The sequence below is a fragment of the Pseudomonas sp. PDM28 genome (assembly GCF_019219115.1).
Classification (GTDB): Bacteria; Pseudomonadota; Gammaproteobacteria; order Pseudomonadales; family Pseudomonadaceae; genus Aquipseudomonas; species Aquipseudomonas laurylsulfatiphila.
Map to the genome: position 1 here is coordinate 39,036 of NZ_JAHUWG010000003.1, position 22,039 is coordinate 61,074.

The window sequence follows — 22,039 nt, forward strand, 5'->3', positions numbered from 1 at the left end:
CCACCACCAAACAAATCACATCAAAGCCAGCGTAGCAGCGCCGGCGAGGACGAAGTCATGCCTGAAGAAATTGCCGCAACCTTGCGAGAGCGGATCATCCAGTACATGCGGAAGAACGAGAAAAGTGTTCGCGGCTGGTTTCCCACCTGGTGGTTCAAGTTTCACGTCTCCGGTGCCCGCGACACTCCCGAGATGCATCGGGAACTGGAAAGGATGAAGCGTGAGGGCTTGGTCGAGGCCGATCACAGCCAGAGCAAGAACACCAAATGGAAGCTGACCGAAAAGCCCAGTGAGGTGACCCCATGATCTTCGCCCCACTCTACATGCTCTGGCTCATCTACAAGAGGCCGCGGCGGTAAGAGTTCACCTCACCAGTCACCTCAGGGGAGAAAGCGTGTACGCAACTGGCGAGATGAACCAATAAACCGTAGCTCACCTTCAAAGCGTACCTCATGCCCTTCATCAGAATTCCAAACACCCACCCTCTGCCGCCACGCGCGGCATGGAGCTTTTATGTCTGCAGAACTGGCGCAGGTGCCCTCCCGGCCCCGGCGCGAAAGCATCCTCCCCCGTTTCATCCGTGCCGGCGCAGCGCCTACCTACCTGGGCATGTGCCGCGCTGAATTCGATAAAACCGTGCGCCCTTATGTCAGCGAGTTCCCCATCGGCGAGCGCGGTATCGGCTTCGACCGGCAGGAGCTGGATGACTGGGCAACGGCGTATGTCGAGGCCAAAGCAATTGATAAAAAACGCGCCCCGGAGCAACAATTGCCCCGCAGCGAGCGCCTGAAAGGAGATAAATCATGGCGCGAAAATCGATCACAGGCCTTTCCGAGAGGAAAGGCATCTGGCATATCGACAAGAAAATCAACGGAGAACGACTTTACGAAAGCACTGGAACTGGTGACCGGGAAGAAGCGGAACGCTACCTGATCTACCGGCTGGAGCAGATCCGCCAGCAAAAGGTGTACGGCGTAAAGAAGGTCAGGATCTGGCGGGAGGCGGCAACTCGCTTCCTGCTGGAGTTCAAGGACCAGCCTTCAATCAAGCTATCAGCCCACCACCTTTCACAGCTGGATCCGTTCATAGGCGATATGCCGCTGACCCACATTGATGACCAAGCCCTGGTGCCGTTCATCAAAGACAGGTTGGCGACCAAGAAGCTCGAGGACGGCAAGGTAAAGAAAGGCGTCAGCAACAGAACGGTGAATATCTCGATCGAGCGTGTAGTTCGGGTTTTATCGTTGTGTGCCAGGAAGTGGCGAGACGATGAGCGCAGGCCGTGGCTGGATAGCGTGCCGATGCTCACGAAGCTGGAAGAGAAGAAGTCGAGCCGCAAGCCGTACCCGATGTCATGGCAGGAGCAGTCGATTCTATTTGCGGAATTGCCGGCCCACCTGCAAACGATGGCACTGTTCAAGGTGAACACCGGCACCCGGGAGCAGGAAGTTTGCAAGCTGAGATGGGATTGGGAGATTTCGGTACCGGAGCTCGGCACCAGCGTATTTCTGATCCCGGCTGATTTCGGCGGCAGGCACGAACGCTCGGGAGTGAAAAACGGTGATGAGCGTCTGGTCGTGCTCAACAACGTGGCCAAGTCGATCATTGACCAGCAGCGCGACCTGAGCAAGGAATGGATTTTCCCTTACAACGGCAGCGCAATGCACCGTATGAATGACTCGGCTTGGAAGAAGGCACGGGTGAGAGCGGCGAAACTCTGGCAGGAGGTTATGCATCCATAAGGATCCACGACCTCAAACACACATTTGGCCGTCGGCTACGCGCAGCAGGCGTCACCGAGGAAGACCGAAAGGCACTTCTGGGCCACAAGAACGGCAGCATTACCAGTCACTACTCGGGCGCTGAGCTCGGGCACCTGAAGGAAGCTGCGAACATGGTATCAGCAACCGATTCGCGTGGACCGGTCCTGACAATCTTGAAGAGGAAGCAGGCGTGATAAATCGAGAAGTCACGCAAAAGTCACGCACATGAAAAAGGCCAATGCTGTGAACATTGGCCTAAGTCATTGAAAAATATGGTCGGGACGGAGTGATTCGAACACTCGACCCCTAGCACCCCATATTGGGAGCAGTAATCACCTAAGGTACTGTTTTAAAAGGAATACTAGCGCAATTCAGGGTAGCAAAGAATCCGCTTTTTTGTGATTTCGCAAACGGTAATCCGCGGCCTCCAGCGGAGGTTTTGCGCACAACCAGCCTCTCACGATGGCAACTTTTTGCCCCCTTCCCCTACCCACCCCGATCAGCACCAACTGCTACGCTGAAATCTCCACGGAGGTTTCGCGATGCCAAACTCAGATCTACTCCCTTCCCTGCTGTCCAAGCTCAACGAAAATCAACTCGCCTTGGAAGCCGCCATCATGGAGCTCACGAATTGGGTCGAGCAGCGCGGATCCGCAGACGTCGCCGATAACGTACGCGGCGCCCTGGATACGATCGATAAAAATGAAGAATTCATCAAGATGACACTCGCGGTGATGATGACGCCGGAGTGACCACGGTGTCACACCGCCATGTATCCGGCTACGCCCTTGCGCCTCACTAGCGTGACCTGGAAATACATCTCACCGCCCATACTGTATCTATAATCAGTATCATGAAGCCATCTCTCGGATCACTGCTATGCTCTCCTTCTCTAGTCTAATCTCTGGCTTGTATGTGGAATCTTCTGGAAACGCCTCACTCAATGAGACCGCTTGCCTAGGGGTTAAAGATGGAACGGTTCGCATCGCAGCTGTGACAACGTATGATGTTATTAAACCTAGCGGCAGATCGGCTAGAGACGCACCACCCTACTCAATGGATAGACCTCATGCGTGTAGACTCTGACTCCGCATACCAGATGACTATGAATAGCTTCAATCTCGCAAATCTTTTTGAATCCACCCCGATCGTTCCGCAGAACGAGATGTCTGCGTACGAGTCGCTCTGGATGGGAGACGGTGCTTGGTTTGCCAATTTGGCAGAGCTGTTTAGGAGTAATCCAGGTGTCGTTCCATCGGAGCTCGTGCCAGAGGAAGTGATCCATCAGACATGGGATCGCCTAGTCGACACAGTAGGCGCAGAGCGCTTACGATCCATAGGCATTCGAGTTAACGGTGCTGGCGAGTACCCCAAAAAACTGAGAGATGCGGACCACCCTGTCGAGGTTCTGTACTACCAAGGAAATTGGGAGCTCGTAGAGACGCCTTCAGTAGCAATCGTTGGCACCCGCGAACCAACGGCCGAAGGAGCGCTTAACGCTGGTCGAATTGCACACTCGCTATCCAAAGCTGGGTACACCATTGTTTCGGGATTGGCGAAAGGAATTGATACTGCAGCTCACACAGCTGCTATCGCTGCCGGGGGTAAGACGATAGCTGTCATAGGCACTCCGCTGCTCGAGTATTATCCAAAAGAAAACAAAGAGCTGCAGGAGGAGATCGCTCAGAGGTTCCTGGTCATATCTCAAGTGCCGTTTTTACGGTACAAAAATCAAAACTATCGAACCAATCGACTTTTTTTTCCAGCTCGTAATGTGACCATGTCTGCTCTCACAAAAGCCACGATCATTGTGGAGGCTGGAAATACGTCCGGAACACTAGTTCAAGCAAGGGCAGCCCTAGCCCAGGGAAGAAAGCTCTTCATTCTCGACAGCTGCTTTCGAAATCCAGAACTCACATGGCCTGCTCGCTTTGAGAAACTGGGAGCCATTCGGATCAAGAACGTTACTCATCTCATGGACGAGCTAAATGCCGATACGTCTCTCCGTTCTTGATCCTATAGATTTCAAATATTTATCTGCGGACGACAAATGCTTTCACTACGGTGAATACACCGCTGGAGGTGGCTATGGTGCAAGTGATACAAACCAGCAGATACATAACCTCAAGAAAAGCCCAAACTCCCCAGAAGCGCAGCTTCGCTGGAAGCGCCGAGCCGTGGTGTATTGGGGAGAGGCAATCCTGAACTCCAACCTGAAGCTAGACGTCTGCTCAACAGAAGTCACCTTTATACCTTTGCCATGCTCAAAACCTATCGGACATCCCGAATATGACGACCGCATGGTCCAAGTGCTTAGCTACATTGCTCAAAAGCAGCCAGGGCTAGATATCCGACAAGTCCTGGTGCAAGCACAGCCAAGAGATGCACAGCATTTCGGGTGCCGATCGACTCCAGAAGGACTAGCCGAAACCCTTCAAATCGATCAATCTTGTCTTGTTCAACCATTGAGACCAATCGTGCTCGTGGTTGACGATGTCATCACCCGGGGCGCTAGCTTCGCAGCTGCAAAAAAATTACTAACCGCACTTCCTGGTGTGCAGTCAGTGCAAGGATTGTTTTTAGCAAAGACTATTCACCCGCCAATTGAGTGGCCTCAGGACGACGATTCTGATGCGCTGTAATTTGCTCAAGACCCCAAGACCGCTTTGGGTCGACTGCAGCGCTTCGCGAAGGCAATAAACGGCTAATAGCACCACGTTTGCCCCTAGCACCCCATGCTTGAAAATGGGCACACAGCCCAGCATTTACTGGCTCTTCTTCTGGCGCTCGCTGCAAACGGTGCCTAACAGAGCCAAGCAGAAAATAGCCCCCCCCCCCCGAAAAAGTCCCCACACCTTTTTGGCCCCCCGGCGTCCGGCCGACCATATGCCTCTACCCTCTTTTACGATCAACGGCTGTTACGTTGAAATCTCCACGGAGGTTTCGCGATGCCAAGGACTGATCAGCTCCCTTCCCTACTGTACAAGATCCATAAAAACCAGCTCGCACTGGAAGCCACTATTCTGGATCTCTCTACTCGGGTACAGCCGCGCACCGCCGCCGAGGTCGCCGACAATGCGGCGCCTTCGCAGCGATCAACAGAAACGAGTAACTCACCCGCATAAAAAACGGCCACCGAAGTGGCCGTTTGTATCGGTTGGCTTCGTACCGAAGTACTCAGCCTTGTTGCCGATAGTCCCCACCATCGGAATAACTGATACGCTTTTAAAGATAAGTGACTTGCGATGGCAGGGCAAGAAAATGACATACAAATTAGGTATCGACCTGGGCACTGCCTCCATCGGTGCTGTTGCCATTCGTATTGTAAACAACCAGCCTTCTTGCATTGACTGGCACGCAGTGCGCATTTTCAGCGAACCCGTCGTAAACACACAGAAAGGGCTAGTGCCAAAAAAAGCAGCTCGCCGTGACGCCCGTCAGTTGCGCAGACAGGTTGAAAGGCGAGCCCGACGGTTGCGCCGTATCGCTAATCTGATCCCATTGCTGGGATTACACAAAGCCGAAGTCAAGCTTGGGCGCTGGCAGGATTTGAGCACATTGCGAGCCATTGCGGCGCGTCAGCAGATTGAGCTTAACGAGTTTGTCCTGGTACTGCTGCGAATAGCCAAACGCCGCGGCTACTCAGGTGGATTTCGCGACTCGGAAGGCGGCGTGGTCAAAGCTGCCAGTGACAAGCTGAGCCTGGAAATGCGAGCTGTCGCCGAAGAGCAGAGCCTTGAGCAGATAACTCTGGGTGAATATTTGTTGCATCGACAGCAGCACGGGCTGCCGGTCTGGCTCAAAGCCGAGCGGCCAGGGGTGGAACCGCTTTATGCGTTACGTGAAATGGTAATCGCCGAGTTCGAACACATTTGGACAACCCAAGCCCAATACCACCCGATCCTGCACAGCTCTCATCTCGAAAAAACACTCAAGGAATGGTTCTATGAGGCACTGTTCTATCAGCGATCGCTGAAATCTCCCGGTCATATGGTAGGTAACTGCCTACTGGAACCCAATCTTCCGCGGGCCCCACGCGCCCAAATGGCAGCCCAGATCTTCAGAATTCATAAGACGCTCCACGACCTGCGCTGGGGCGGTGGACGACAGGCTGAACGCCTGAGCAGAGCGCAACTAGACCTACTGCGTCAGACGTTGAATGACCCTACCAATGGAGAAAACAAGGTCAGCTTCAAGCGCCTGCACCAAACCCTGAACGATGCCGGGTTGAATGACCCGCGATATCGCACTTTGAATCTGGAGCGCAGCAGTCGGGATCACTTACCTGGAAATAGCACCGTTGCCCGTTGGCGTGCGCTGGGGTTGCACGACGAATGGATGACGCTTCCATCTCGTGACCAGACATCCGTCATTAACCTGCTGTCAGATTTGGGTGGTCCGGAAATACTGATCCCTGATGACTGGCACCGGAACATCCGCAAAGACAGCGCCAAGGCTGACAACACTGACGCCTATCGTCGGTTCCGGCAGGAAGTCGTTTGCTTCATTGATGCGCTTCGCCGATGCACAGATAGCAATGGCCAGCCGATTTTCAATCGGCTTTCCGCTATGAAGTTCGACGGCGGGCGCAGTAGCTACTCGGTAAAGGCCCTAGAAAAGCTGAACGAGTGGTTCGATGATCCGTGGTGGCCCGATGAAGGTCCAGGGGCTGAGCGTCGCGGCGAAGTCGACGAGGAAGCGGCGATAAGGGTCTGCTATCCACATCTTTATACGCAACCGCAGAAATTACGCCAGCGACTTGAGGCCGCTCCGAGCACTGGCAACGATGTTGTCGACGGAGCTTTGCGCGAACTGCGCAAGGTCATCAACCATTGCATTGACGCGCAAGGTGAAAGGCCAGCAGAAATCATCATCGAAATGGCAAGAGAGGTCGGCAAGGGTGTTGCTTTGCGCAATGAGCAGGAAAGCCGCATTCGAAATAACGAACTCGCCAGACGAAAAATCGCCAGCGAACTTGAAGGGCACGGGTTGATTGCCAGTAACTCCCGAATACTGCGCTATCAACTCTGGGAGGAGCAAGAACGGCACTGGTGTCCTTACTGTGCACATCCCATCAACCTGGAAGCGGCCACCTCGAACATGACGCACGTAGAACACGTTCTGCCCCGCTCGCTCACCCAAATCGGGCGAAAACGCAGTGAACTGGTGCTCGCCCATGCGGGATGCAATCACTTAAAAGGCGATCAAACGCCCTGGCAAGCATTTGGCCACGATAGCGAGCGCTGGTCCGCCGTAGAACGCGCCGCCACCCGATTTCAGGAGCTGGGCAAAAAGTACTATTTCAAAGACCGTGCGAAGGCAATGGGATATTTCCGCAAAGCACACCTTCTGCTGCTCAAAGATTATGAAAATGAAGTATTGAACGACGAGTCTATAGCCGGGTTCGCGGACCGCCAGCTGCACCAGACATCCTGGATTGCTAAGGCTGCAGCGCAATGGTTGCGCACGATCTCCCCACTCATCTCTGTTTCCCGGGGGGAGTTCACCTCTCTGCTGCGCCATCAATGGCGGCTAGATACAGTCATCGCAGAAACGCGCTACGGTGAAAACCTTCCCGTTCTGGACATTGATCGGAATCCCGTACATCCAGAAGAATTTCTGCGCTTTCGGAAACAGTGGGAAGGTCATCCACCGGACAATCCGGCCGAAAGGACCGAGCGCAAACTGGAAAAGCGCTTCGATCACCGTCACCATGGCATTGACGCCTTGGTCATCGCACTCACCAGCCGTAAGTTGTACGTGTCTCTGGCTCGGCGCTATTTAGAAGAAAGCAAAAAGCGCGCCTGCGGCGAGAAAGTTCGGCGTGACTGGTGTATTGAGCCACCTATGCACAATCTGCGCGGTCAGGCTTTGGATATGATTCGCGCGTGCAACCTGACGCACAAGCCCGACCGCAACCCTGCTGGCCGACTGTTCGAGGACTACGCTTATGGCGTCCACTACCCCGCCGAAAGCGAGCGGTCACAGCTGACGCGGCGCAAACATTTGGTGCATCTCGCAGACGAAAAGTCCGCAGATAAGACTCGCAAAAATATCCAGAGTATCGCCAGCCCAGAAGTGCGCCAACTGGTTCAGGATGCGTTCCAGGCGCGCCTTTCTGCCGGGCTGAATCCGAAACAGGCACTATCGACTCCAGTACCCTACCCCGCCTACGGCACCGAAATCTGGCGAGTCCGTTGTTTGCAAGGCTACGCCGATCATGCCGTACGCATCGTTCACAAAAGCCGTCAGGGTGATCACGAAAAGTGCCTGCTCAACGATGGCTATGCTTGCCTAGAGATAAGGACTGGAGAAAACGGCAAACACCAAGCGCGTCTCGTCACTCAGCGCGAAGCACAGGGCCGCGATTTCATGAAGAACCAGCAACAGGCGACGCGCCTGTTCAAGGGGGATACGGTGATCGACAGTCGCGACAACCGTAAATACCTTGTGGGTTATTTCAAAGCCGAAGGCAATATTTTCCTCATCCCCTACGAGGACACCCGCAATTTCGATAAAATCAGTGAAGCAAACTCGGGCAAGAAAAAGGTTTCCTTCAACCAGGCGCATCGACTTGAGCGAGTGTAACGATGTCCGAGCACAGAGTACTGCTCATCGAACATCAAGCTTACCTGAGCATTGATCTTGGGCGCCTGTGCATCCGCCGACCTCAGCAGGAAAGCGTCTTCGTCCTGCCCTCCGATATCGCCGTGCTGTGCCTCCACCATCCGGCCATCACGTTAACGGTCCACACACTGCAGACCCTAAGCCAAGAAGGCGCTATCGTGCTGGTAATGGATGATCGACATCAGCCGCTGGCACAGGTCTATCCACTGCTCGCCCCCATGCGTCAAACACTGCGACTGCTCCAGCAGATCAAATTGCAACAGTCGCCATGGCGGGGCATCGTCTGGCAAAGATTAGTGCAAGCACGTCTACGGGGAGAAGCCGCCGTTCTGCGCAGTTTAGGCAAGAAGGGAGCGTTGTTTCTAGAGCGACTAGCCGAAAAAGTCCAGCCCAATGACAGCAGCCAATGTGAAAGTCAAGGCGCCCGCCACTACTGGAAGCACCTATTGCCTGAGGGGTTTCAGCGCAATAAACAGGGGGCTATCGACCCGCTGAACGTGCGCCTTAACTTCGGCTACGCCGTCCTGCGCTCACTGATCGCCCGAAGCTTGGCTTGTGCCGGCCTCAACGGTTGCTTGGGCGTGGGCCACTGCAATCAACAGAACCCATTCAATTTGGCCGATGACTTTATAGAGCCTTATCGCTTCCTCATTGAGTGGCGGGTAGCTCACCAACTTGAGGTGAATGGTCAGCATCCCTTCGATGCGCATACCCGCAAGCATTTGGCACAATTCATGGCTGACGTCCTACCCATGCCACGAGGCGACTACCGTCTGCCTGCCGCAATAGAGTCCACGGTTGACAGCTGGGTACAAACGCTCGATGCAATTCATGCCGGACGACATCCAAGTACGATCATGCTACCGGAGTATGAGCGATGGCCTTTAACGGATGGCGGGTCATGTGGGTAATCGCCGTTTACGACTGCCCGATGACAAGCCCAGAAGCTCGACACGACTATACGGTTTTCCGAAAGTCATTGCTGCGGGCCAACTTCATCCAACTGCAGAACTCGCTTTATGTCCGTCACTTTCCGAGCTTGGCAACAGCCGAGGCTTGCATTTCACGTTTGCGCTGCAATATACCCGAGCGAGCGCAACTAGCGTTCTTTCTTGTCACCGATAAGCAGTACGCGATGACTCAGGAGTATTTTGGTGAAAACAGCGTCCGGAAAAAGCCTGTCGCCCCCAATCAAATCGAGCTGTTCTGAAGTAAAAAACGCAACCTTGGCAAGAGGTTGCGAAATTAAGAGGTTATCAGCCATTCCGATGGTGGGGTATCGGAACGAGGAATACGAGCAGGCGCGTACCGACAAGAGGTTATCAGCCATTCCGATGGTGGGGTATCGGAACAGAACGGTCGAAGGTAGAACGTGGGATATCAGGTTATCAGCCATTCCGATGGTGGGGTATCGGAACTACACCAAGTTGTTGGAGGCGTGGCTGGCCAGGTTATCAGCCATTCCGATGGTGGGGTATCGGAACGTGAAGGCATGTTGGGACGCCGAGACGGTCAGGTTATCAGCCATTCCGATGGTGGGGTATCGGAACGCTAGGGACTTGAGCCACGCCACGCGCGACAGGTTATCAGCCATTCCGATGGTGGGGTATCGGAACTAGACGGCGAAGCCATCGCCGGATTTATCGAGGTTATCAGCCATTCCGATGGTGGGGTATCGGAACACTGCGTTACAGATGAACGCGCAGAGCCGTAGGTTATCAGCCATTCCGATGGTGGGGTATCGGAACCGAGAACAGAGCGACGCGTTGAACCTGGCCAGGTTATCAGCCATTCCGATGGTGGGGTATCGGAACGAAAGACTACAGCACGCCACAACCCTACACAGGTTATCAGCCATTCCGATGGTGGGGTATCGGAACTGATGACCACCGTGGGCCTGTTCGTGGGCGAGGTTATCAGCCATTCCGATGGTGGGGTATCGGAACGTACTTGGCGCTCGATCCGCAACAGCCGGAAGGTTATCAGCCATTCCGATGGTGGGGTATCGGAACATGTCGTGGCAAGAAATGGCGGACCGGGCGGAGGTTATCAGCCATTCCGATGGTGGGGTATCGGAACTGATCATTCGCCCGGAGTGGTACGTGCGCCAGGTTATCAGCCATTCCGATGGTGGGGTATCGGAACTCCAGGCCGACCCGTTCGCCGATCGTGCGAAGGTTATCAGCCATTCCGATGGTGGGGTATCGGAACGTGGACCAGCTGCTGAACTTCCCCAATGGCAGGTTATCAGCCATTCCGATGGTGGGGTATCGGAACCAGGCGGGCAGTCTGCGGACTGAGTGGACCAGGTTATCAGCCATTCCGATGGGGGGGGGTATCGGAACACAGGTGCAGGCAATACGGGTGATGGTTGAAGGTTATCAGCCATTCCGATGGCGAGGTACCTTCAGAGCTAGAACAACCCTCCTAGCTCAGCCGGTTTCCAATTCATGATCACCAGTTCGCCACTGACCTCGGCCTTCCCTTGCCGCTGGTTGGTCGTGGTGTAACGAATATCCAGCGTCTCAAAGTGAAAGCCCTCGAACACCCGGCGGATATCCGGGTGATCGTTGATGCTGACCATCACCCGGCCCTTGCAGCGGCGCATGAAATCGGCCATGCGTTCGTAGTTCTCAAACGGAAAATCCACGCCATAGCCGGCGGTCTGCCAGTACGGCGGGTCCATGTAGTGGAAGGTATGCGCCCGGTCGTAGCGTTCGGCGCAGTCCAACCAGGGCAGGTTTTCGACGTAGGTCCCGGACAGGCGTTGCCAGGCGGCCGAGAGGTTTTCCTCGATGCGCAGCAGGTTGATCGCCGGGGTGGTGGTGGCGGTACCAAAGGTCTGTCCGGAGACCTTGCCGGCAAAGGCATGGTGCTGCAGGTAGAAAAATCGGGCGGCACGCTGGATGTCGGTGAGGGTTTCGACGCGGGTCATTTTCTGCCACTCGAACACCTGGCGCGAACTGAGCGCCCACTTGAACTGGCGCACAAACTCTTCGAGGTGGTTCTGCACCACGCGGTACAAGGTCACCAGGTCACCGTTGATGTCGTTGAGCACTTCCACAGGCGCGGCTTGGGGCCGCATGAAATACAGCGCTGCGCCGCCGGCAAAGACTTCGACGTAGCATTCGTGGGGTGGAAACAGTGGGATGAGACGATCGGCCAGACGGCGTTTGCCGCCCATCCAAGGGATGATGGGTGTAGACATGGATAGCAAGACCTTTACTGTATAAATAAACAGGTGCTAGGCTGGCTCTGCTTTGTGCACAGAGCAGGAGCCTTGGCGGGACTTGCAGGGACAATCTGCGGGGACGGTGGCCAGGCTGGATGTTGACGCATCCAGATTGGCCGCTCCTTTTACTTTAATTTTGGAAACTTTTGACTCGGGACGACTCATGCACCCGAGCGATCAACCCGGCACTTCAAGCACGACTTTTTGCGGCTTGCCGGAGGCCTTGGCCTTGCCCTCCTTGCCCCCATTGCACTCTACCGACACCGTCCACCCGGACGGGGTGAAGGTGTGATCCACCGACTCCACCAGGTATTCGCCATCGAGGCCGCGCTTGAAGCCATGCGTCTCAACCATGATTTCGGCAAACAGATCGGTCCGCCCCGGCAGGTCAAGGCGCACCGAGGCCGTCGAGCGGTTGAACGCGGCCAGACGCGCCTTGGCCGCTTCGTCGGCCGCCGTGCGGTCCGGATAGATGTGGCGATCGGTATGCACCGGCGGCAGGCCCTCGGGCACGTTGGGATTGTCCAGGTGCGAGATCAGCAGCTCGCCGCTGGCCGGGTCCTGGTACTGGGTGCTGACGCCCTGATGCGCGCTGCGGTCGCTCAAGCGAAACTGCCAGCGGGTCACGTCATTGCGTTGCAAGGTGATCACACCCAAGTCCTTGCCACTGGCGCTCTGCCCGCCTTGTCGCGGCAAGACCAGCAGCTTTCCGTCGGCCACCTTGGCAGTGCAGTCGTGCTTCTTGGCCACCCGGGTGATGAAGTTGAAGTCGGATTCATTGAGCTGGTCCATGCGCGGCACCCGGGTGTCGACCGGGCACGACGGCTGCCAGCCATTGCGCGCGGCCACGTCGCCGACGATCTGCGCCAGGCTGACGTCCTCCCAACTGCCGCTACGCGTGGTTTTGCCACTGCCACGCATGTCGCTGGCCTTGCCGCTGATCACCAGCGTGTCCGGTGGGCCGGAAACCGCCACCTCGTCCACGGTGTAGCGGCCCATGCGCGTCAGGTCGGCGCCGGCATAACCCAGGTAGACTTCGATGCTCGCGCCACGGACAGGCAGAGACACCGCGCCGTCACGGTCGTCGATGCGCAACTCAAACGAATCCGACGCCATGCCGGGGCGGTCGGAAAGCTGCAGCGAAACCAATCGATCATTGATCAGCGCGGTAATGTCGGCGCCGTCGGCGACGATACGAAACAGCGGTTGCATCGTGGTACTCCAGGCAAGAAAAAGCCCGCACTGAGCGGGCTGGTTAATGGGATCAATCCCAGAGTGAAATCACGCTGTCGGGTTCGATCACCAGATCCGGCAGCGTGATCAATACACCCGCCCGGAACGGTTGCGGCTCATCGGCCAGTCCCTGATTGGCCGCCAGCACCGCCTCGACACTGCGGTTCAGGTGGCCGTAATAGTGGTGACACAGGGTGTCGAGCAGATCCCCGTCAGCTGTTCTGCAAGTCATCGCCATAACGGACAAACTCCAATGAAAAGCCTTGCTTGCGCGGAATGGCACCGGGCAGCAAAGCGCTTTGCTCTTCGTCGATGTTGGTCAGGCACCAGTTGCCCAGCACCTCGCCGTAACCGGTGGTCAAATTCAGTGGCAGCAACTTGGCGCCGATACTGCGCAGCGTATCCAGTTGCTTCAGCCCACCCTTGAAGCTCGGGTAAATCGCGCCCTTGATGGTGATTTTCTCCTCACCCAGCCCCACGGCCTGCTGCGCCGGGCGCCGGGTCAGGCGTTCCTGCGCCGCCCAGCGAAACGAAGTCTGCCGGCGCAGCTCGTCAAACGCCGCCGTGTCCAGGTTGAAGTAATACGGCCGCTCGTTGGTCTTGAGCGGATAGATGATCAGCAGATGCGGGAACGGCTTCACCGCGTCCGGGATCGGCGTCATGTCGCCAGCAAACCATTCCGTGGGCAGGATGTTGCCCAACGCGGCATTGGCCTTGCCGGCGACCTTGTTGAATGCCGCGCCAAACCGGCCGATCTGCTCAGTCAACGCGGAAAAGTGCTCATCAAACTGCGCCAACGCGCGCTGAGTCTGGTTGTAGTAGCTGGCGACCTTGCCGATCTTGGCCTGCGCCGAGTTGATTGCATCCTGCAGACGCCGGGTTTTGTCGCTCAGGTCTTCGCTGATAAAGGGCAAACCTTCCAGCGCATCGGCCGCCCCGCTGATTTCATTGAGTGCACCATTCATGGGCCCAGTCATCGACTCGATGTCAGTGCGCCCGGCTTCACCGGCGTCGACCATGTACTTGAGCCCGCCCTGCAAGTGCTGCAGGTAGGTCTTTTCATCCGCCATAACACTTCCTTAGCCCACATGGGGCGCATCAAACAACTGGCGGTCGCGAGCTTCCCGAGCGAAGTCGTCAAACTGGCGCCGCAGGTACGGCATCATTTCCTGGACGAACTGCGCCGGGTCTTTCACATCACCCTGCACCTGAAAAACCGGTGCCGGGGCGAAGGTAAATTGCTGATCGACTTTCGGCCACTCGGGTGTCTTAGCCGCGGTGCTCGACATCAATGCCGCCGCCGTGACCGGCGCGGCGGGGGCGTTTTCCATCGAGCGCACGACCGCGCCAACCCCCTGGCCGGCGGCCATGGGAACGATGCCGAGCGGTGCTTTGCGTACGATTGGCGTGTCCGGCCCACCAAATAAAGCCTTGCCCATGGTCGCGCCCACGTCTCCGCCACCCCACGCCCCGAGCCAGGCACCGATCATCCCACCCACTGCGGTACCGAGCAGCGGGATGACCGAACCAATGGCTGCGCCGGCCGCTGCACCCGCCAGGCCACCGGCCAGACTGCCTGCCGCCTCGCCGTAGCCTTCGGCCTTCTCATCGCGAGTGGTCGCATTCTGGTAAGTGTCCAACACCTGAACGCCGGCACCGACCACCGCCAGCGCCCCGCCCACTTTCATGCCACGGGACATCCGACTGGCAGGGCTGTTGCCCTTTCCGCCCTTCCCTTTTTTGCCGTGATCCAGCCCGTCGTCATCGCCGTCATCGCCGGCATTCGCGTTGGTCACGAACACTCGCTGCACGATATTGGACCGGTCGCCGGCCGAACCGCGCGCGATGTTGGCCAGACCCCGGCCGATCTTGAGCATGGCCAACGCCTTGCCCAGCACCAGCGCTCCGGCACTCACTGCCGCCAGGCCCAGCACCACTTGGGGCGCTTGCTCGGACAACGCGGTCAAGCCCCTCGCCGCGCCGCTGATACCGGTGGCCAGCGCATCCGTCGCCGGGCGCAGGGCATCCCCGATGGCGCGCAACGAATCGTTGAACGCCTGACCGGTTTCGGCCCAGCGTTGCGCTGACGTTTCACGCCGTTCATTCAGGTTTTTGTCGAGAATGTCCTTGCGCGGGCCGTTGGGGTCCGAGGCGCCTTTTTTCAGGTCCGCGTAGAATTTTTTGTTCTGCGTGTACGCCATCAGGGCCGTCTTGACCTGCATGTCGGCAAACAAATCGCCGGTACGCAAAGTGGCGGCCAAGGCATCGGCCATCGCTTGCGCCTTGGCCGGGTCCGTCTCCTGGCTGATCTGGGTCAGCCCCTGATTCAGTTGCTTGGCCTTTTTCGGATCGGTCTTTTCCACGTACCGGCGCGCCAGTTCGAAACTGGCTTCAAAGGTCGACAGGCCCTTGCCAATGGCCGCGTTCATCGAACCCTGATAGTCAATCCCGGCATCGGCATAGCCTTTAACGGTTTCCCCCGAGCCAATTTTCGCGACCCAGTTTTTCAGGTTGTTCGCCGCCTCATCGGCACTGCCGGCGCTCTTGATCTGCACCTGCAGCATGGCGCCCAGCTGGGTCACCGCATCCTGACCGGTGATGCCGCTGCTGGCCATCTGCGCCAACAGTTCCGGAAACCACTTGGCCATGTCGGCCGCTTCGAAGCTGCCTTGCTGGCCCAGCAACGCGACCGACGCCAGGGCCTGTTCCATTTTTTTCGGGTCGGTGATCTTGGCGTTGTTCTGCATCGCCAGAATCATCTTCGCCGTATCGGTACCCGACGCGCCCTGCCCGACCGCAAACTTGGCCGCCACCGGCGCATGCTTCAGCGCTTCGGTCAGATCCATGCCGCCACCAACCAGCTGGTTCACCAACTCGGCCACCTGGGTGTTGGCCATGCCGGTGTCTTTTGAGGTCTGGACGATGTCGCGGGCGGTGTTCACTTCCTGCTGGGTGTTGGCGGTACCGGACTTGATCGCGATGTCACGAATGATCGCCTGAAAATCCGCGCTGACCTTGGTCGGCACGGCGGCCAGGGTGGTACCGGCCACCGCCGTGCCGAATCCGCTGCGCAGGCTCTCTCGCCCCTCTTCCACCTGCCCCATCCCTTTGGCCTTGAACTCGGCACTGCGCACCACCTTGCCCAGCGCCAGGTACTCCTGACGCAGCCGACCGACTTCGACACCCTGCTTGCGCAGGCTGTTGGTACTGGTTTCCAGTTTGCGCAGCAAGGCATCGGCGTTGGCCGCGCCACTGTCGTGGGCTTTTTTCCATTCATCGCGTAGACGCATGGTCTCACCGATGACTTTCTGCAAGCCCTTGGCGCGTGTGGTTTGCGCCTCGAGCTTTTTCATTTCGCCGCTGACATTCTTGAAGGCGGCGCCCAGGGATGAATCGACGGCGCCACCAATCACCAGCCCGAGCGAGAGTTTGTTCGACATGGTTATCACCTACGTGCGACGGGATGGGCTCAATCCGTGAGCCACCAGACCATCTCGGAAAACGACAGCTCCTGAATCTCGGCCGCCGAAAAGTTCAGCTCGACGGCCAGGCGTTTAGCCAGGGCTTTTTGCAGCTTGGGGTTAAACCCCGTCATCTGCTCCCACACGAAAATAGGCGGTCTGCAGACGACGATAATCACGCATCAGCAGCCCCTCCAGATCCGCGCGGCCGATGCTCGCCAAGCTGCAGAACAAAACCATTTCCTGCTCTTCTTCGTTGCTACCGCCCTGCAAGGTGGCGGCACGCATCTCACGCACCGTCGGTTCACGCAGGGTCAGCTTGTCGACCTGAATGCCGTTGGCCTGGCTCGCCCGGGACAGGGTCACGGTGGCAATGCCGCTGCCCAGTTGCAGCCACTTCGGCAGGACGTTGTCTTTTGAATTGCTCATGGTGTTATTCCTTACATGCCCAGGGCAGACCGCACGGCGGCCAGTTGATCGGTGCCATCGACGACACGGATCGAGTTGAGAGGGTCGATTTCAAACATCACGCTGCCGTCGATCTCCAGCTTGTAATAGGTCACCGCAACGGCGTACTTGAACTCGCCCTTTTCACCCGGTTTCCAGTCTCCCGGGTCGACTTCCTTGAGGCTGCCACGCAGGGTGGCGATCACCGCCTTGATCGAACCTTTCTGGCCTTTAAAAGCTCCGCGGAACGAGGCGTTGAACCCGGTCAAGTCGGACTGGCCGAAGAACTTCAGCACCTCGCGGCGCACCCCATTGGTGAGGAAGCTGGCTTCCAGCTTCTCCATACCCATGTCGAGTTCGACCGCCGCATCCATGCCGCCCGCGCGGTATTCGTCAGTCTTGAGGGTCAACTTGGGCAGGGTCAGGCTCGGCACGTCGCCTTGCAGGCTGATGCCGTCCACGAACAGGTTGGTGTTGTAGAGCACTTCAGGAATCATAAAACGGCCTCCTTAGGCAGCGGTGTCCAGCACTTCAGTGATCCACTGATCGGTCACCTCCACGCGGAAGTTCGGGTTTTCGGCCGGCGGCACATCGGTGAACCGGATGTTCCAGTACACCTTGCCGTCGCTGAGTTCGCTGGAGGTGTTCAGCTCTTCGTCGGCATAGACCTCAAAGTTGATGATCGCGCCCTGATTCTTCAGGTCGCGCATGAACGCCTGCAGGCCTTCGGTCACGTCTTTGACGTAGGTCGCAGTGATCGAGCGGTCAACAGCCCACTTGTGGGCGTAGAGGATGGCGTCCATGACGATATCCAGCGTGCGCACGCGCGTGACGAACTTCCATTTCGGGTCGCTGGACAGCGTGCGGTTGCCCCACAGTCGGTAGCCGTCATCACGGATGATCGTGGTGATGTTCGCGTTGTTCAGCAGGTTGGCCCGGCAGGACGCATCGCCGTCGAGAAACTCGATCGGCCGCGTGGTGCCGGTAACGCCGACAAACTCCTTGTTCGACGGCGAGGCCCAGAAACCGTAGGTGGCATCGGTCCAAGCAAACAGGCCCGCGGTCCAGGCCGAAGCCGGTGCGTTGACGGTGGCACTGGTCCAGGTGTCCCAGAACTGCACGCCCGGATCGACCATGTAGGCGTGTTTGCTGCCGAAGTTGCCGGCGTACTCAATGGCGGCTTCGTCGGTGGTATTCGGTCCGTCGATGATGGCCATGGCCCGCATCTTGTCACCCAGCGCCACCAGTTCGGTGGCCACTGCCAACGTCGCCGAATACCCCGGAGTCACCAGCAAGCGTGGCTGGGCGTTGAACTTGCTTTTACCGTTGAGCAACGCCTGCATGCCGGTACGGCTACCGTCGGCCCAAACCCCGCCTATGATCGCGGACAGCTGCTCGGCCGGGTCTTCCAGCAGCGGCACACCGACAGCAACAATCACCGCCTTGGACCGCTTGAAAATCGCCTTGCAGTCCTGGGTGATCGCCGCGTCCGGGCCCCAGGCGGCGACCGCTTCGCTTTCGCGGGTGATCAGCAGCAATTCGTTGGCCGCTGCGGTTGCTGGCGGCCCCACGGTGAAGGTGTTGCACAGGCCGATGATCGACGCGGACGGGGTGGCGATATGCCGGGCGCCGGTGTCCACCAAGGTCACGGTGACGCCGTGAAAAAAACTCATAGAGTGATGCTCCAGAAACGAAAAAGCCCCGCATAAGCGAGGCCGTGGGGATGTGCGGTGACGTGCAGCATGGAAAAGAAAACGCCCCGGCAATGCGGGGCGTCAGGACGCGGTGCTGGTCAGTCCGTCCGGCTTTAACGGCCGTTTATCACTGGCTGGAAAGTCTGGCGAAAGAGGCCAGGCCCGCAGTTCATTGCGGTAGGTGCGCCAGGCGAGTTCGGTGTTCAGCGCAGCCGGGTCAGCATCCAGATGCTTGTCGATCTCTCGGCCCGCCCAATGCAGTTCATTTTCGATCCACGATCGTTCTCGACGGCTCTGCATCGCCAGATCGAGTGCGGCATCGAGCACCCAAACGAAACCATCCCAGAGATAGGCCGCACTCGGTCGGGGCAAGGCCGTCAGCTCGGGCGGCAACTCGCCCGGCAGCGAATACAGCACCTCGGCGCCATCGGTAGTCTGATACACCGGACCACGGAAGTCTGGCACGACCACCCACGACCCATCCCTCCAGACCACCACCTCCCCCTCCCCGGCTTCGGGCGGTTCTTCCAGCGTGGCGCCCGCTGGCAGACCGCAGCCACAGCTGACATAAGTTTCGTGTTGGCCGAGGTATTCAGCGGTGGTTTCACTGAAGGTGTAAACGTCGATCCAGCCACTTTCATCAAAAAAACCATTCACTAAAGTCGGCATCAGTACATCCTGCAAATGTAGTTGTACGCCACGTTGCGCATACGGGTTTCCGTACTCACACGGACGACGGCTGAAGGATTGAAAGTTACCGACATGTAGCCCGTTGTACTGATTCGTGGTGCAGCGGGTATATCACTCGTCATGTAACCACTAGCCGTAAATACGCCGGTCGCGGTATTCACCAGCAACATTGAATCGTCATCTTGCATCCTGAGCTCGCCCGTCATGTTTTGCAGCGTGTCGAGCTGCGCGCTCAACACTGGGCGCCCCCAATCGGGGTCAACGCCGCGCCCGCTGTCCAGGCCACGAATCGACTCGGCGCGCATGTCTGGCAGGATGCCGCTGGGATACACGGCCAGCAATGCTGGGTACCACTCGACATTGAATGGCTGACCCGCCATCAAAACGCATTTTTCTGGAGGAGTAGCGGTAGGCCACGGAAACGGCACGCCGATGGGCATCGAAAATATGGAAGCAGGATCAAAATTGCTTTCGGTCCAGATTTTCCCGAAGTCGGTCACATCAACCTGTAAACCCACGTCGCTCGTGGCGGGTCGATAACCAATGTAGACCTTGTTCGACTCCTGACCCGCACCACCGCCTTGCTGCACGGGAGTGAAGCCCAACGCAGGTTGGTACGCAGCAGGGTCAAAGTTACTAGTGTCCCAGCCCGTTACCCACTCACTGAATACGAATCCCTCTGGGGTCCGAACACCGCCACGAGTAAGAGTTGTACCGGTGTTATAGCCGATGATTTGTTGCCAGAGGGTGTCTTGACTGACCGTAACCAGCATGGGGGAGAATTGACCGCCAGCTGGAACGTTCGGGCCGGGGTTCACTCGGTAAATACCCACGGTGGTGACTGTGTTTAGATCGGTGCCGTCGGGAAGGACAATCCCCCCGTGACCGATGCCATAAGCACCCGTGAGCAATACACGGCCTGGCGTGTCATCTTGGGGGTAGATTTGTTTAACCAGATTGGTTGAGTCCCAGATGCTTTCCCATTCGCCCCAAACACCGGCAGTCAAGGCCCGGCGGTGTAGGGTGTGGTCGGCATTCCCATAAATCTCCTGGAAGGCGTATTGACCTGGTGTAATCGCCGAGACGCGAACCCAACCCTCATAGATCCCGCCACCTGGCCCTCCTATGCCATTGCTGATGAAATAGAGGGCCGTCTCCGCGTTCAAGCCACCGATGTCAACATCACTGACCGCATAGGCAGGCCCGCCCCAGCCGAACGCTCCGACCTTCATCAGCGCATCAGGCGTTTCATCGTGCAGATGGACCTGCACAGCAGCGGTCGCAGCGGTGCCCAGCCCGAGGTTATTCCGAGCCTCGACCACATCCGCAACATCGCCCAGGTTTTCGCTGACTGCCAGGGCATCGGTGATGCCGTAGCCGGCCAAGGTGGTCGGGTTGGTACCGGCAACCACACGCCCGAGGGCATCGACAGTGACACTGCGAAACGTGCCCACACCGACCCCGCTGCCGCCCGCGATCATTTCGAACTGCAAACCGGTGGTGCCCAGATCAATCGGCGCATCGGTAACCAGTTGCCAAAGGCTGTCGCCGTTGGCTGTGCCCTCTTCCACATGGATAAACAACCCCGGGGTTACTTCCAGACTGTAGTCGGCATCGGCGGAACGCGTCCAGCCTTCGGCGCTGACAACATACAGGCCATTGTTCTGGGCTTCTGCCTGGGCGGTCACCAGCACCCGGTCACCGACGACCACGGCCACGTCATCGATGGTCTGCACATTGCTCAGGGCAATGCCGGCGGTCGCTGCCACCCGCGCTGACTGCTTGTGATCCAGCTTGGCCAGCGCTTCACTGATCGCCAGATCGACATACTCGCGGGTGGCCAAGACCACGGCAGGGTCGATCTTCAGCACGATGTTTGCCGAGCTGCTGACGATGAAGTTCATCCGCACCACTTGGGTCTTGCCCGTGCCTTGGGCCAACAACGGTTTATAGCTCGGCGCACAGTTGGCCACCGCCACCAGATCCCCGTCGACGTCGTACAGGCCGATCTCGCGAATCCACTCACCGCCGACTTCGGGCGGAATGATCTGCTCGGTGATCACCGTGTTGGGGTTGGCCGGATCGACGCGGATCTGGTTGATCGGCTCCCGACGCCATTCGTTGATCAATTGGGTCTGTAGGCGATCGGGTATCGGGTCGGTGCCGTTGGCATCACCCAGGCCCATCTCGGTGAACATCCAGTCCAGGCCCATGGCGATGGCATTGGCGTGCTTGGCTTCACCGACCGCCGTGAGAATGGCAAAAAACTGACTGGTTTTATCAATCATAGGGATAAACGTCCAAAGTATCGGTTTCATCGACGCAGAGCGCCGGGCCAAAAGTGCCGGTCACGTCGATGTCTTGCGGGGCCGGCGGGTACACGTCGATCTCTTCACCTTCTTGCACGCACACGGCAATGCCCAGCACCCCCTCGGTCTGCAGGCTGAGCGCCAGGTTGGTCATGTGCCGGCTGACCGGGCGGGCGTCGTCGATCAACCACGCCAGTTCCTCGTACAGTTCCTCGGTGATACCGGCGTCATTCAGGCCGACCTCCAGAGCGAAGGTGCCGGGCACGCCTTCCGGCACGGTGTCGAACCATTCCACGACGTCGATCAGGTAGCCCAAGGGCTCGACCACCCGACGCAACGCACCTATGGTGCCTTTGCGCGCGTGCACGTCGTACGCCGAACGGATCGCCGTGCGCTTGGCCTCCTGGGTCCAGTTGTTGTTCCAGCGGTCCACCGACCAGGCCGAGGCCAGGTACGGCAACAGGTGTTCGGGGCAGGTGTCGGCGTTGTACAAACTGCGCAGCGGAATCAGCGTGTTTTCGTAGTTGGCCGCTTCCACGGCCAATTCCAGCGGGGTGCTGTTGAGCGGCAACAAACTGCTCAT

Annotated in this window: 20 protein-coding genes, 1 pseudogene and 1 CRISPR repeat array; of the genes and pseudogenes, 9 read left to right on the forward strand and 12 right to left on the reverse strand. The window is 57.9% G+C overall.

Annotated features, from left to right (window positions below):
* Positions 1-57: 57 nt before the first annotated feature.
* The 9 genes and pseudogenes from KW841_RS06530 to cas2 all read left to right on the forward strand — a co-directional run bounded on the left by KW841_RS06530 (position 58) and on the right by cas2 (position 9,600).
* Positions 58-306 (forward strand): hypothetical protein, encoded by a 249-nt coding sequence (locus KW841_RS06530; protein WP_218474685.1) that lies wholly within the window; start codon positions 58-60, stop codon positions 304-306.
* Positions 307-513: 207 nt separating this feature from the next.
* Positions 514-933 carry a hypothetical protein gene (locus tag KW841_RS29590; protein WP_256357729.1) on the forward strand — a complete coding sequence of 140 codons (420 nt, stop codon included), beginning with the start codon at positions 514-516 and terminating at the stop codon, positions 931-933.
* A pseudogene (locus KW841_RS30000) lies at positions 819-1,957 on the forward strand (tyrosine-type recombinase/integrase). Before KW841_RS29590 ends, KW841_RS30000 begins: the two are co-directional and overlap by 115 nt.
* 348 nt (positions 1,958-2,305) lie before the next feature.
* Positions 2,306-2,515 (forward strand): hypothetical protein, encoded by a 210-nt coding sequence (locus tag KW841_RS06540; protein WP_218474687.1) that lies wholly within the window; start codon positions 2,306-2,308, stop codon positions 2,513-2,515.
* Between the two features lie 317 nt (positions 2,516-2,832).
* Complete coding sequence (locus tag KW841_RS06545; RefSeq protein ID WP_218474689.1) at positions 2,833-3,777, forward strand: DNA-processing protein DprA; 945 nt, start codon at positions 2,833-2,835, stop codon at positions 3,775-3,777.
* Positions 3,752-4,405, forward strand: coding sequence for a hypothetical protein (locus KW841_RS06550; protein WP_218474691.1), 654 nt, complete (start codon positions 3,752-3,754; stop codon positions 4,403-4,405). The genes KW841_RS06545 and KW841_RS06550 overlap by 26 nt, the downstream gene beginning before the upstream one ends.
* A gap of 619 nt (positions 4,406-5,024) precedes the next feature.
* The gene (cas9, locus tag KW841_RS06555) at positions 5,025-8,351 is read left to right on the forward strand and encodes a type II CRISPR RNA-guided endonuclease Cas9 (RefSeq protein ID WP_218474693.1); all 3,327 of its coding nucleotides are present in this window, start codon (positions 5,025-5,027) and stop codon (positions 8,349-8,351) included.
* A 2-nt stretch (positions 8,352-8,353) separates the two neighbouring features.
* Positions 8,354-9,301, forward strand: coding sequence for a type II CRISPR-associated endonuclease Cas1 (gene cas1, locus KW841_RS06560; RefSeq protein ID WP_218474695.1), 948 nt, complete (start codon positions 8,354-8,356; stop codon positions 9,299-9,301).
* The gene (gene cas2, locus KW841_RS06565) at positions 9,292-9,600 is read left to right on the forward strand and encodes a CRISPR-associated endonuclease Cas2 (RefSeq protein WP_218474697.1); all 309 of its coding nucleotides are present in this window, start codon (positions 9,292-9,294) and stop codon (positions 9,598-9,600) included. The genes cas1 and cas2 overlap by 10 nt, the downstream gene beginning before the upstream one ends.
* 40 nt (positions 9,601-9,640) lie before the next feature.
* Positions 9,641-10,801: direct repeats of the CRISPR family, unit length 36 nt; unit sequence AGGTTATCAGCCATTCCGATGGTGGGGTATCGGAAC.
* Between the two features lie 2 nt (positions 10,802-10,803).
* Here the strand turns inward: cas2 and KW841_RS06570 are convergent.
* From KW841_RS06570 to KW841_RS06620, 12 genes are all read right to left on the reverse strand, one after another.
* On the reverse strand, positions 10,804-11,598 hold the full coding sequence (locus KW841_RS06570; protein WP_218474699.1) for a DNA adenine methylase: 795 nt from the start codon (positions 11,596-11,598) through the stop codon (positions 10,804-10,806).
* Between the two features lie 201 nt (positions 11,599-11,799).
* Positions 11,800-12,834, reverse strand: a complete 1,035-nt coding sequence (locus KW841_RS06575; protein ID WP_218474702.1) for a phage late control D family protein — start codon at positions 12,832-12,834, stop codon at positions 11,800-11,802.
* Positions 12,835-12,886: 52 nt separating this feature from the next.
* Positions 12,887-13,093 carry a tail protein X gene (locus KW841_RS06580; RefSeq protein WP_027923855.1) on the reverse strand — a complete coding sequence of 69 codons (207 nt, stop codon included), beginning with the start codon at positions 13,091-13,093 and terminating at the stop codon, positions 12,887-12,889.
* On the reverse strand, positions 13,068-13,925 hold the full coding sequence (locus KW841_RS06585) for a phage tail protein (RefSeq protein WP_218474704.1): 858 nt from the start codon (positions 13,923-13,925) through the stop codon (positions 13,068-13,070). Before KW841_RS06585 ends, KW841_RS06580 begins: the two co-directional genes overlap by 26 nt.
* 9 nt (positions 13,926-13,934) lie before the next feature.
* The gene (locus KW841_RS06590; protein WP_218474706.1) at positions 13,935-16,295 is read right to left on the reverse strand and encodes a phage tail tape measure protein; all 2,361 of its coding nucleotides are present in this window, start codon (positions 16,293-16,295) and stop codon (positions 13,935-13,937) included.
* A 29-nt stretch (positions 16,296-16,324) separates the two neighbouring features.
* The gene (locus tag KW841_RS29595; protein WP_256357730.1) at positions 16,325-16,450 is read right to left on the reverse strand and encodes a hypothetical protein; all 126 of its coding nucleotides are present in this window, start codon (positions 16,448-16,450) and stop codon (positions 16,325-16,327) included.
* Positions 16,437-16,745, reverse strand: coding sequence for a phage tail assembly protein (locus KW841_RS06595; protein WP_115947901.1), 309 nt, complete (start codon positions 16,743-16,745; stop codon positions 16,437-16,439). The genes KW841_RS29595 and KW841_RS06595 overlap by 14 nt, the downstream gene beginning before the upstream one ends.
* A gap of 11 nt (positions 16,746-16,756) precedes the next feature.
* Positions 16,757-17,260, reverse strand: a complete 504-nt coding sequence (locus KW841_RS06600; RefSeq protein ID WP_218474708.1) for a phage major tail tube protein — start codon at positions 17,258-17,260, stop codon at positions 16,757-16,759.
* Positions 17,261-17,272: 12 nt separating this feature from the next.
* Positions 17,273-18,436, reverse strand: coding sequence for a phage tail sheath family protein (locus KW841_RS06605; RefSeq protein ID WP_218474712.1), 1,164 nt, complete (start codon positions 18,434-18,436; stop codon positions 17,273-17,275).
* 102 nt (positions 18,437-18,538) lie between these two features.
* Positions 18,539-19,126, reverse strand: coding sequence for a hypothetical protein (locus KW841_RS06610; RefSeq protein WP_218474714.1), 588 nt, complete (start codon positions 19,124-19,126; stop codon positions 18,539-18,541).
* Entirely contained in the window at positions 19,126-21,435 is a 2,310-nt protein-coding gene (locus KW841_RS30005; protein ID WP_218474716.1) for a phage tail protein, read from the reverse strand. Before KW841_RS30005 ends, KW841_RS06610 begins: the two co-directional genes overlap by 1 nt.
* Positions 21,428-22,039, reverse strand: coding sequence for a phage tail protein I (locus KW841_RS06620; protein WP_218474718.1), 612 nt, complete (start codon positions 22,037-22,039; stop codon positions 21,428-21,430). Before KW841_RS06620 ends, KW841_RS30005 begins: the two co-directional genes overlap by 8 nt.